Source organism: Thauera linaloolentis 47Lol = DSM 12138 (genome assembly GCF_000310205.1).
Classification (GTDB): domain Bacteria; phylum Pseudomonadota; class Gammaproteobacteria; order Burkholderiales; family Rhodocyclaceae; genus Thauera; species Thauera linaloolentis.
In genome coordinates this window covers 46,834-58,744 of the sequence record NZ_AMXE01000005.1, presented here as the reverse complement: position 1 = coordinate 58,744, position 11,911 = coordinate 46,834, and the positions used below count along the sequence as shown (strand labels likewise).

Annotated in this window: 11 protein-coding genes; all 11 read left to right on the top strand. The window is 67.2% G+C overall.

Features of this window, described 5'->3' with window-relative positions; translation table 11 throughout:
* Window positions 1-20: 20 nt before the first annotated feature.
* The 11 genes from asd (at window position 21) to C666_RS02795 (ending at window position 11,907) form a co-directional block, all read left to right on the top strand.
* On the top strand, window positions 21-1,154 hold the full coding sequence (gene asd, locus C666_RS02845; protein WP_004333490.1) for an aspartate-semialdehyde dehydrogenase: 1,134 nt from the start codon (window positions 21-23) through the stop codon (window positions 1,152-1,154).
* A 211-nt stretch (window positions 1,155-1,365) separates the two neighbouring features.
* On the top strand, window positions 1,366-4,392 hold the full coding sequence (locus C666_RS02840; protein WP_038000122.1) for a FimV/HubP family polar landmark protein: 3,027 nt from the start codon (window positions 1,366-1,368) through the stop codon (window positions 4,390-4,392).
* Between the two features lie 60 nt (window positions 4,393-4,452).
* On the top strand, window positions 4,453-5,067 hold the full coding sequence (locus tag C666_RS02835; RefSeq protein WP_004333488.1) for a CbiQ family ECF transporter T component: 615 nt from the start codon (window positions 4,453-4,455) through the stop codon (window positions 5,065-5,067).
* The gene (truA, locus tag C666_RS02830; protein ID WP_028791996.1) at window positions 5,055-5,852 is read left to right on the top strand and encodes a tRNA pseudouridine(38-40) synthase TruA; all 798 of its coding nucleotides are present in this window, start codon (window positions 5,055-5,057) and stop codon (window positions 5,850-5,852) included. The genes C666_RS02835 and truA overlap by 13 nt, the downstream gene beginning before the upstream one ends.
* A complete protein-coding gene (locus C666_RS02825) occupies window positions 5,853-6,476 on the top strand; it encodes a phosphoribosylanthranilate isomerase (RefSeq protein WP_004333485.1) in 624 nt (207 codons plus the stop codon).
* Window positions 6,469-7,677 carry a tryptophan synthase subunit beta gene (trpB, locus tag C666_RS02820; RefSeq protein ID WP_004333483.1) on the top strand — a complete coding sequence of 403 codons (1,209 nt, stop codon included), beginning with the start codon at window positions 6,469-6,471 and terminating at the stop codon, window positions 7,675-7,677. Before C666_RS02825 ends, trpB begins: the two co-directional genes overlap by 8 nt.
* 41 nt (window positions 7,678-7,718) lie before the next feature.
* The gene (gene trpA / locus C666_RS02815; RefSeq protein WP_004333481.1) at window positions 7,719-8,543 is read left to right on the top strand and encodes a tryptophan synthase subunit alpha; all 825 of its coding nucleotides are present in this window, start codon (window positions 7,719-7,721) and stop codon (window positions 8,541-8,543) included.
* Complete coding sequence (gene accD, locus C666_RS02810; protein WP_004333479.1) at window positions 8,540-9,418, top strand: acetyl-CoA carboxylase, carboxyltransferase subunit beta; 879 nt, start codon at window positions 8,540-8,542, stop codon at window positions 9,416-9,418. Before trpA ends, accD begins: the two co-directional genes overlap by 4 nt.
* Window positions 9,418-10,725 (top strand): bifunctional tetrahydrofolate synthase/dihydrofolate synthase, encoded by a 1,308-nt coding sequence (folC, locus tag C666_RS02805; RefSeq protein WP_004333477.1) that lies wholly within the window; start codon window positions 9,418-9,420, stop codon window positions 10,723-10,725. Before accD ends, folC begins: the two co-directional genes overlap by 1 nt.
* Before the next feature lie 12 nt (window positions 10,726-10,737).
* Window positions 10,738-11,406: an SPOR domain-containing protein gene (locus C666_RS02800; protein WP_004333474.1), complete on the top strand. Its 669-nt coding sequence runs from the start codon at window positions 10,738-10,740 to the stop codon at window positions 11,404-11,406.
* Window positions 11,407-11,415: 9 nt separating this feature from the next.
* Entirely contained in the window at window positions 11,416-11,907 is a 492-nt protein-coding gene (locus C666_RS02795) for a CvpA family protein (RefSeq protein WP_004333472.1), read from the top strand.
* Window positions 11,908-11,911: the final 4 nt, after the last annotated feature.

Genomic DNA, 11,911 nt, shown 5'->3' with positions numbered 1-11,911 from the left:
TTTTGCTGAGAGTGATGAACATGAATCGAGTCGGTCTGGTTGGCTGGCGTGGCATGGTCGGTTCCGTGCTGATGCAGCGCATGGTCGAGGAAGGCGACTTCGCCTTCATCGAGCCGGTGTATTTCTCCACGTCGAATGCCGGCGGCAAGGCGCCGTCCTTCGGCGGCAAGGAAGCCGCCGAACCGCTGCAGGATGCGACGGACATCGATGCGCTGAAGGCCTGCGACATGGTCGTGACCTGCCAGGGCGGCGATTACACCAAGGACGTCTTCCCCAGGCTGCGCGCCACCGGCTGGAACGGCCACTGGATCGACGCCGCGTCCGCGCTGCGCATGAACGACGACGCGGTGATCGTCCTCGACCCGGTCAACCGCGACGTCATCGATGCGGCGCTGGCCAAGGGCGGCCGCAACTGGATCGGCGGCAACTGCACCGTGTCGCTGATGCTGATGGGCCTCGGCGGTCTGTTCCGGCACGGCCTGGTCGAGTGGATCTCGGCGATGACCTACCAGGCAGCCTCGGGCGCCGGCGCGCAGAACATGCGCGAACTCATCAGCCAGATGGGCAGCATCCACGATTCGGTCAAGGATCTGCTGGCCGATCCAGCGTCGGCCATCCTCGAGATCGACCGCAAGGTCGCCGAGACCATGCGTTCGGACGGCTTCCCGAAGAAGAACTTCCGCAATACGCCGCTCGCCGGCAGCCTGATCCCGTGGATCGACGTGCCGGTCGAGCACGGCCAGAGCAAGGAAGAATGGAAGGGCGGCGCCGAATGCAACAAGATCCTCGGCAATCCGGCCTTCCGTACTCCGGGCTCGATTCCGATCGACGGCCTGTGCGTGCGCATCGGCGCGATGCGCTGCCATTCGCAGGCGCTGACGATCAAGCTGAAGAAGGACGTGCCGCTTGACGAGATCAGCGACATCATCGCCGGCGCCAACCAGTGGGTGAAGGTGGTGCCCAACGACCGCGAGATCACCGAGCGCGAACTGACGCCGACCGCCGTCACCGGCACGCTGTCGGTGCCGGTCGGCCGCCTGCACAAGATGGCGATGGGGCCTGATTACCTCGGTGCATTCACGGTCGGCGACCAGTTGCTGTGGGGGGCCGCCGAGCCGCTGCGCCGCATGCTGCGCATCCTGATCGAGCGTTGAGAATCGGCATTCCATGCCGTGACCAAAGGGGGCTGCGGCCCCCTTCTTTTTTCCGGAAGGGCGTGCGGCCGGGGAACTAATTCACGCCGCAAGCCCGCGAATTGGCGCGGATTGCTGCGGCTTGTCCGGGAAAATGCTAGATTCCTAGCCCAAACCATGACGCTTTTCGACAGGAAAGCTCGGCTTTCGGGGGAAACGCAGTTTGAAGACCATGATGAACACCTCGCTCAAGGCATCCCTGATCGCGCTTGCCATTGCGTCGATACCGCTGGGCTCGCAGGCAGCGGGCCTTGGACAGATCAATGTCTTCAGCGGGCTCGGCCAGCCGCTGCGTGCGGAAATCCAGGTCAGCGCAACCGCGCAGGAACTGCAGTCGCTGGCGGCGAGCATTGCTTCGCCCGACGCATTCCAGCGCGCGAACATCGCGTATTCGGCCGCCGCCGCGGCCATCCGGGTCAGTGTGGATACGCGCGCATCGCGTCCCGTCATCCGCCTGTCCAGCGATAGGCCGATCAATGACCCCTTCGTCGACCTTCTCGTGGAGCTTGATTGGGCCAACGGGCGCGTGGCGCGGGAATACACCTTCCTGCTCGATCCGGTTGATGTCGCCTCGCCCCAGCCGCTTGCGGCTGCCGTCGATGCGCCGGCCGTGCGTCCCATGCCAGCGGCCTCCGTGCAGCCGAGGCCCGCTTCGCCGGCGCGGCGTGCCGCTCCCGAATCCTATACCGTACGCCGCGGCGATACCCTGAACAGGATCGCAAACGAAAATACCCAGCCGGGCGTGACGCTCGACCAGATGCTGGTCGCCCTGTATCGCGCGAACCGCGATGCCTTCGACGGCGGAAACATCAATCGCCTGCGTGCGGGCGAGGTGCTCACCGTTCCCGATGCCGAAGCTGCGCGCAGCATTGCGCCCGCGGAGGCCCGGCGCGAGATCCGTGCCCAGTCCGCCGACTTCGATGCCTATCGCCGTGGGTTGGCCGCTGCTGCGGCCCGCCGCGCACCGGCGCCTCAGACTGCGGCCGAGCAGGAGAGCGGCGGCAAGATCGTGCCCCGTGTCGAAGAAGCCCGGCCGGCCGCCGATGCAGGAGACCAGGTCAAGGTTTCCCGCAGCCAGCCCGAGGACGGCGCTGGCAGCGACGATGCCGACAGCCGTCTGCACGCGCTGGAAGAGGAACTGGCCGCGCGCGACAGAGCGCTGGAAGAGGCCAATGCCAGGCTGGCCCAGCTCGAGTCGAGCATCAGCGACATGCAGAAGCTGCTGCAACTGCGCAATGCGCCGCTTGCCCAGCTGCAGCAGGAGGCGCGCGGCGAGCAGCCGGCGGGCGAAGCGAAGACGGAGCCGGCGCCAGAGCCTGTCTCCGAGGCGCCAGCGGCATCGGTCGCAGCGCTGTCCGCCGTCGCGGCAGAGCCCTCCGCAGCGGCGACGATGGCTGAACCCCCGGCGCCCGTAGCGCCGGCTGCCGCCGATCCTTCGTCCGCTCAGGCGGCCGAAGTGGCCCAGCCTGCGGCACCCGCTGCGGCCGAAGCCCCGCCCGCTCCGCCGAAACGGCCGGTTCGCCGGCCTCCGCCTCCGCCGCCCGAGCCGGAACCGAGCTTCCTGGAATCGATGATGGCCGACCCGACCGTCGTCGCGGGGGGCGCGGGTATCCTGGCCTTGTTGCTGGGATATGCAGGGATCAAGCTGCGGCAGCGGCGCAAGCAGCAGGCCGTACCTGCGCCCGAGGCGGTCAGCGAACTTGCCCCGGGGGGGCATGGCGTGTTCGCGTCGGCGGGAGGGGAGAGCGTCGACACCGGTGCCAGCAGCATCATGCAAACGGATTTCAGCCAGACGGGCTTGTCTGCGATCGATGCCGACGAGGGCGTCGACCCGGTTGCCGAGGCAGACGTCTACATGGCTTACGGACGGGATGCGCAGGCCGAGGAGATCCTGCAGGATGCGCTCAAGGCCGATCCGGCGCGGTCCGCGATCCACCTCAAGCTGTTGGACATCTACGCGCAGCGCCGGGACGCCCGCCTGTTCGAAACCGTCGCCACCGAGTTGTTCGCTCAGACCAACGGGCAGGGTGGGGACTGGGAGAAGGCGGCCGCCCTCGGCCGCAAGCTCGATGCGGAGAACCCGCTGTACGCGGAGCAACGTATCGAGAGCGAGCCGTGGACCGAGGTTCCCGCTGGCGTGCCGGTAGGAGCGGTCGCGGTGGCTGCAGCGGCTGCGAGCCTGCCTGGGCGGGATGCCGAAGCGGCGCCGGAGGCTGACAACGGGCCGGAAACGGAGCCGCCGGCCTCGCTTGCCGGCCTTGATTTCACCAGTTCCCTGCCGGTCGAGCCGAGCCAGTCGCAAATGCGCGATACGTGGATGGTGCCGGGCGACCTGAGCCAGTTCGGCGGTGACAAAAACGGCGACGATGGTTCTGCACTCCCGGACGCCGAGCAGGCACTGGCGGCGCTCGAAGCCGCAGCGGTGCCCGATTTCGAAACCGATGCCACGCTCGACACCGGGATCATCGACTTCGAACTCGATCTCGGCGACGAGGTGCCTGTCTCGACCGAAGGCGAGAAGGCAACGGAAGCGGTGCCCGAGGATGCCGGCCTCACCTTCGATCTCGAAATCGATGAGCTGGATCCCGCTGCCGGTGCGATCGGGCTCACTCCGCTCCAGCTTGGTGCGGCTCAGGCGCACGGCGCCGCCGACGAAGCCAGCGCCGATCTGGCGGCCAGCCTCGATTTCGAATTGCCCGACCTCGAGCTTGCCCCGGCAACGCTGCTGCCCGGAGAGGAGCAGGGCGGCGTATCCGCGCAGGATGCGGGGGCCGCAGAGGCTGAAAGCCCAGTCGTGGACATCGAGAAGACGAGTTTCGACAGCAGCCTGCTGGACTTCGATTTCGATATCGATACGCCGGTGCCGCCCCCGGCCGCTGGTGCCGCGGGTCTGGACCTGACCTCGATCGATCTGGATCTCGATGGTTTCGACGTGCCGGGCGGCGAAGCGGAGACCGTGCCGCCCTCGATCGTGGCGACACAGCTCGGGCAGTCCCATGTAGACCTGTCATCGTCCCAGGCACTCGAGCCGGATTTCGAGGCATCCAGCGACGAGGTGGAGACCAAGCTCGAGCTGGCCCGTGCCTACGATGACATGGGGGACAAGGAAGGTGCGCTCGAACTCCTCGAGGAGGTGCTGCGCGAGGGCGGCGAAGCGCAGCAGGCGGCCGCGCGCGAGATGATTGCGCGCTTGTCCTGATCATATTCCGCCTTGCCGCCGCAGGGTCTCAGCCCTGCGGCGGCAAGGTCGTTGACGAGCATGCATTCCGGACTTCTCCTGCTGTTGTGGTTCGCTGGTGTGGCATCGGTGCAGTTTCTCGCGCCTGGCACACTCGTGTGGGCCGTCGCCGCTTGCCTGTTGCTTGCGCTGGGGTTTGCCCGGGCGAGGGTTTTGCGCCTGCTGCGGCGGGTGAGGGTGCTCGTGTTCGCGATCTTGCTGCTGTTTGGCTGGTTTACGCCGGGCGAGGCCGTGCTTGCGGCATGGCCGCAGATGTCGCCGAGCCGCGAAGGGGCGATGCTGGCCCTGCTCCACGCCGGGCGCCTGGTCGCGGCCGTGTGCGCGGTTGCGCTGCTGCTCGAGCGTCTGCCGGTGGAGCGCCTGGTCGGCGGCCTCTACAGCCTGAGCCGCCCCTTCGCGGTGATCGGCCTGCGCGCCGGCGATCTCGCGTTGCGTCTGACGCTGGTCCTGCGCCTTGTCGAAGCCTCGCCGCGAGGCAGCGTCACGCACTGGAAGGAATGGCTGCGTGATGATGCCTGCGGCGCCGAGCCGCAGGTGATTCACCTCGCCCGCGAGCGCCTTGGTCCGGTCGATGCCATCGTCGTCCTCGGCTTGGCGGCGGCACTGTTGATGTGGGGGCCGTGGTGGTCCGCATAGCGATCGGTGTCGAGTATGCCGGCGACGCTTTTTGCGGCTGGCAGAGCCAGGTCCATGGCCGCACGGTGCAGGATGTGCTCGAACGGGCCTTGTCCGAGATCGCCGCCGTGCCGGTGCGCCTGCACTGTGCCGGGCGTACCGATACGGGCGTGCATGCGAGTGCGCAGGTTGCGCATTTCGATACCGTGGCATCCCGGCCGGTGACGGCCTGGGTGCGCGGCGTGAATGCGCTGCTGCCGCCGGCCGTCGTTGTGCGCTGGGCGGCGGCGGTGGATGAAACCTTCCATGCACGCTTTCTCGCCACCGAGCGCCAGTATCGCTACATCCTGCACAATGCCGCGACGCGGCCTGCGATGCTGGCGGGGCGTGTCGGATGGTTTCATGTGCCGCTCGATGAGGTGCGCATGGCCGAGGCTGCCGAATGCCTCGTCGGCACGCATGATTTTTCGTCCTTCCGCGCGGCCGGCTGCCAGTCGAAGACGCCGGTGCGCGTCATGCACGAAGCGCGCGTCACGCGCCAGGGGGAGTATCTGCTGTTCGATTTCCGTGCGAACGGCTTTCTGCACCACATGATCCGCAACCTGGTCGGGGCGCTGATCTACGTCGGCAAGGGGCGTTATCCGGTGGATTGGATGCGGGCCTTGCTCGAAGCGCGGGACCGCAGCCATGCCGCGCCGACCTTCACGCCGGATGGCCTGTACCTGTGTGGCGTCTGCTATCCGCCGCGCTGGTCGCTCCCCGGCGATGGGCGTATCATCGCGCTGCCCCAGCTTCCCCTCACCTGAATGTCCCGTACCCGAATCAAGATCTGCGGCCTGACCCGCCCGCAAGATGTGCGCGCGGCCGTCGACCATGGCGCCGACGCGGTCGGCTTCGTTTTCTATCCGCCCAGCCCGCGTGCGGTGAGCATCGACCAGGCGGCGGCGCTCGTGGCCTTGCTGCCGCCTTTCGTCACCTCCGTCGGCTTGTTCGTCAACGCCGGCCAGGATGAAGTGGATGCCGTTCTCGAGCGCGTGCCCTTGCAGCTTCTGCAGTTCCATGGCGACGAAACGGAGGCCGATTGCGCCCGCTACGGCAGGCCCTGGATCAAGGCGGCGAGGATGCGGGCAGGGGTCGATCTGGTAGAATTCTCGTCTTTGCATCCGCGGGCCGGGGGCATTCTCGTCGATGCATTCGTCGAGGGCTATGGCGGCGGGGGAAAGACTTTCGACTGGTCGCTGATTCCCGAGGGGTTCGGGCGGCCGCTCGTGCTTTCCGGCGGGCTCGATGCCGGTAATGTGACCGAGGCCGTACGGCGCATCCGACCGTGGGCGGTCGATGTGTCGAGCGGCGTCGAGCGTGACAAGGGAATCAAGGACGCGGCGCAGATCGCCGCGTTCATCGCTGGAGTTCGACAAGCAGATGGCTGACATGCCTTACCAGTTTCCCGATGCAGGCGGGCATTTCGGCCCCTATGGCGGCGTATTCGTTGCCGAAACCCTGATGCCGGCCCTGGCCGAGCTGCGCGAAGCCTATGCGGCGTGCCAGGCCGATCCCGCATTCATGGCCGAGTTCGAATACGAACTCAAGCATTACGTCGGCCGCCCGAGTCCGATCTACCATGCCAGGCGCTGGTCGGAAACCCTCGGTGGCGCGCAGATCTACCTGAAGCGCGAAGATCTCAACCACACCGGCGCACACAAGGTCAATAACTGCATCGGCCAGGCGCTGCTCGCCCGCCGCATGGGCAAGCCGCGCGTCATCGCCGAGACCGGCGCAGGCCAGCACGGGGTCGCGACCGCGACCGTCGCCGCGCGCTATGGCATGGAATGCGTCATCTACATGGGAGTCGAGGACGTCAAGCGCCAGGCTGCCAACGTCTATCGCATGAAACTGCTCGGCGCCACGGTGGTGCCGGTGGACTCGGGCTCGAAGACGCTCAAGGATGCGATGAACGAGGCGATGCGCGACTGGGTCACCAACGTCGCCGACACCTTCTACATCATCGGCACCGTGGCCGGCCCGCACCCCTACCCGCTGCTGGTGCGCGACTTCCAGACGGTGATCGGGCGGGAATGTCTGGTGCAGATGCCGGAGCTCACCGGACGCCAGCCTGACTACGTGATCGCCTGCGTCGGCGGCGGCTCCAATGCGATGGGCATCTTCCATCCCTATCTCGACACCGAGGACGTGCGTCTGATCGGCGTCGAAGCCGCAGGCGAGGGATTGGACACCGGCCGCCATGCCGCGCCGCTGACTGCCAATGCACGACCCGGCGTACTGCACGGCAATCGTACTTACCTGATGCAGGACGAGGACGGGCAGATCGTCGAAACCCACTCCATTTCCGCCGGCCTGGATTATCCCGGCGTAGGCCCCGAGCATGCCTGGCTCAAGGACTCGAAGCGTGCCGAGTACGTTGCCGCGACCGATGCCGAGGCGCTGCAGGCCTTCCACGATCTGTGCCGCTACGAAGGCATCATTCCTGCGCTCGAGTCCTCGCATGCCCTGGCCCATGCGGCCAGGCTGGCGCCGACGCTGCCCCGCGACAAGATCCTGCTGGTCAATCTCTCGGGGCGTGGCGACAAGGACATGCATACCGTCGCCGAGCGCTCCGGCATCCAGTTCTGAACCTGCCCGGGCCGCTTTGCGGCCCGCCGTGTGATCGAGACATGTCAAGAATCCAGACCGTTTTCCAGCGCCTGCAAGCCGATGGCCGCAAGGCGTTGATTCCCTTCATCACCGCCGGTTTTCCCGAACCCGCGCTGACTCTGCCGCTGATGCATGCCCTGGTCGAAGGGGGTGCCGACGTCATCGAGCTCGGGGTGCCGTTCTCCGACCCGATGGCCGACGGCCCCACCATCCAGCGCGCGTCCGAGTGCGCCCTGGCGCAGGGCATGAGCCTGCGCAAGCTGCTCGGCATCGTCCGTAGCTTTCGCGCCGAGGACGATGACACCCCGGTGGTGCTGATGGGGTACGCCAATCCCATCGAAGCGATGGGCACCGATGCTTTCGTCGCCGAGGCGCGCGCGGCGGGCGTGGATGGTGTGCTGGTGGTCGATTATCCGCCGGAAGAATGCGTGAGCTTCGCCCGCGCGGCCAAGGCGGCCGGGCTGGATCCGATCTTCCTGCTGGCGCCGACTTCGACCGAGCAGCGCTTTGCCGATGTGGCGGCGGCGGGCAGCGGCTATATCTACTATGTTTCGCTGAAGGGGGTGACCGGCAGCGGCAAACTCGACATCAATGAGGTGGCGCGCCGCATTCCCCGCATCCGCGCCGCGGTCGGCATGCCCGTCGGCGTGGGTTTCGGCATCCGCGACGCGGAAAGCGCCCGGCGCATCGGCGCCGTGGCCGACGCGGTCGTCATTGGCAGCCGGGTCATCGAGGAGATCGAGCAGAGTCCGCGCGACGAAGCCGCGGCACGCGTCACCGCCTTCATGCGCGGCATCCGCGAGGCGCTCGATGCCATCGAGCCGGCAACAGGAGTGAAGTCATGAGTTGGTTGCAGAAACTGCTGCCGCCGAAGATCAAGCGCAGCGACGGTTCGAGCCGCGGAAGATCGTCCATCCCGGAAGGGCTCTGGAGCAAGTGCGGTGCATGCGAGGCCGTGCTCTACCGCTCGGACCTCGACAGCAATCAGGGCGTCTGCCCCAAGTGTGGACATCATCACCGCCTTCGCGCCCGGCAGCGGCTCGACATGCTGCTCGATGCCGAGGGGCGTTTCGAGATCGGCGCCGAAGTGGTGCCGGTCGATGCGCTGAAGTTCAAGGACTCGCGCAAATACCCTGAGCGCCTGTCGGCCGCGACCTCGGATACCGGCGAAGCCGATGCCATGGTCGTGATGCAGGGCGCGATCCTGAGCGTGCCCGTCGTCGTGGCCTGCTTCGAATTCGAGTTCCTGGGAGGCTCGATGGGTTCGGTCGTCGGCGAGCGCTTTGTGCGTGGCGCCAGAGCTGCCTATGAACAGCGTGTGCCTTTCATCTGTGTCACCGCCTCGGGCGGCGCACGCATGCAGGAAGGCCTGTTCTCGCTGATGCAGATGGCCAAGACCACGGCGGCGATCACGCGTCTGGCCGAACGGCGCCTGCCCTTCGTCACCGTGCTGACCGATCCCACGATGGGGGGGGTGTCGGCGAGCTTCGCTTTCATGGGAGACATCGTCGTCGCCGAGCCGGGGGCGCTGATCGGCTTTGCCGGCCCGCGCGTGATCGAGCAGACGGTGCGTGAAAAACTGCCGGAAGGCTTCCAGCGTGCCGAATTCCTGCTCGAAAAGGGCGCCATCGACGTGATCGTCGACCGTCGCGAAATGCGCCACGAACTGGCACGCCTGCTCGGCCTGCTGCTGCGCCAGCCCGCAGCGTCCGCCGCCTGATGGAGGCCTCCGCCTTGCCGCGCACGCTCGATGGCTGGCTGCAGTTGCTCGAACAGCGCCATGCGCAAAGCATTCAGCTCGGGCTCGAGCGGGTCGCCGCCGTGCGTGCCGCGCTCGGGCCCGACCCCGACGCCGTGGTGATCACGGTCGGCGGCACCAACGGCAAGGGTTCGTGCTGCGCGATGCTCGAAGCCATCCTGCTCGCTGAAGGCTATCGCGTCGGCTGCTATACCTCGCCGCATCTGCTGCGCTACAACGAACGTGTCCGCCTCGATGGTAAGGAAGCCTCGGACGAGGCGCTGGTCGAGGCCTTCCAGGTCGTCGAGGCCGCGCGGGGCAGCACGCCGCTGACCTATTTCGAGCATGGCACGCTGGCCGCTTGGTCAGCGTTCCGCAAGCATGGGCCGGACGTCATCATCCTCGAGGTTGGCCTCGGCGGCCGCCTGGATGCGGTGAACGTGTTCGATGCCGACTGCGCCCTGGTGACCAGCGTGGCGCTTGATCACATGGATTATCTCGGCGACAGCCGGGATGCGATCGGCTTCGAGAAGGCCGGTATCTTCCGCGCCGGCCGTCCGGCCGTTTGCGGTGATCCGCAGCCGCCGGCGACGCTGCTCGCCCATGCCGATTCCATCGGTGCGCAGTTATGGGTCAGCGGCCGGGATTTCGGTTTCGGCGGTGACCGCCAGCAATGGGGCTACTGGCGCTACCAGGCGCCGCCCGCCCAGGGGGTACTGGCAAAGCGTGGCGGGCTGGCCTATCCGGCCTTGCGCGGCGCCAACCAGTTGCTCAACGCCGCGGCGGTGATGACCGTGCTCGATGCCTTGAAGAGCCGCATCCCGGTATCGATGCAGGCGATCCGCCAGGGGCTGATGCTGGTCGATGTGCCGGGCCGCTTCCAGGTCCTGCCCGGGCGTCCGGCCGTCGTGCTCGATGTCGCGCATAATCCGCAGGCGGCTGGCGTGCTGGCCGAAAACCTTGGCAGCATGGGCTTCTATCCGGAAACCTGGGCGGTGTTCGGCATGCTCGGCGACAAGGATGCCGAGGGCGTCGTCGCCCTGATGAAGGCGAGGGTGGACCACTGGCTGCTCGCCGATCTGCCCGGCCCGCGCGGACTGAAGGCGGAAGAACTGGCGCTGCGCCTGCGTACGGCGGGTGTCGACACCGATATCCGATGTTTCCCATCTCCCAAACACGCTTATGCTGCGGCGCAGCAAGAGGCCGGCGAGGGTGATAGAATCGTAGCCTTCGGATCTTTCCTCACCGTGGCCGAAGTGCTCGACGCAGTGAAAGCGGCCCGGCACTGACGAGATCTTTTCGTGAGCGACGCAGAAAACCTCGAGATCAAGAAACGCGCCCGACGTCGGTTGGTCGGCGCGATCGCGCTTGCGCTGCTGGCCGCGATCGTTTTGCCGATGATGATGGAGCAGGAGCCGCACCCGAGCAACGCCGATATCCAGATCACGATCCCCGATCGCGATACGGATGCCGGGCAGGCGCGTTCCGGCGAGCCGGCCGCCGCCGCGCCCGTCGCCCCCGGCCCAGAGGAGCAGCCGCCTTCTGCGCCGCCAGCCGCCGAGCCACCGCCCGCTGCCGTTGCGCCGGCGATTCCGGCAAGGCCCGAGACGCGTACCGAAGCAAGCGGCGCGGCGTCCCGACCCGAAGCCCCGAAGCCCGACGCCACAAGAAGCCCGGTGGCGAAGCCCGCGACCGAAGACGCCGAGGCCGCGCGCGCGCGCGCAGCCATCGAGGGCAGGGAAGTGCCGAAAGGCGAAGCCTTCGTGCTGCAGATAGGCGCATTTGCCGATGCCGCCAAGGCCGGGCGCATTGCGGCCGATCTCAAGAAGCAGGGCTTCTCCGCCTATACCGAAAAGGCCGGCAACGTCACGCGTGTGCGCGTCGGTCCCGTCACCGGCCGGGCCGCGGCTGACAAGGCCGCGGCACAGCTGAGGGCGCTCGGCTTCAGCACTGTGATCACGCCGCGCTGACCGCCCAGAATGACGGCCTTCGACTACGTCTTCCTCGGCATTCTGGGTTTGTCCGCTGCGGTCGGCATGTGGCGGGGGCTGGTCAGCGAAGTCATGGCGGTGCTCGCGTGGGTGGTCGCGCTTCTCGCGGCCTGGCGCTATAACGAACAGGCGGCGCAGGTGTTCACCGGACTCATCGCCGAACCCTTGTGGCGGCAGGTGGCGGGCGGCGCGCTCGTGGTCGTCGGGGTGTTGATCCTCGTGGCCCTGGTCCGCTACCTGTTGCGCCAGCTGCTGCGTGCCGCGGGCTTGGGCGCCGCCGACCGCTTCTTCGGTGCGTTGTTCGGCATTGCGCGGGGCATGCTGGTGGCGCTCGTGGTCGTACTGATCGGCGGCCTCGCCGGTCTGTCTCGCGAACCCTGGTGGACGCAGGCGCTGTTCTCGCCACCATTGGAAACGGCGGTCATTGCCGCCAAACCCTGGCTGCCCGATGTGGTGGCCGACAAGATTCGATTCAGATAGGCGA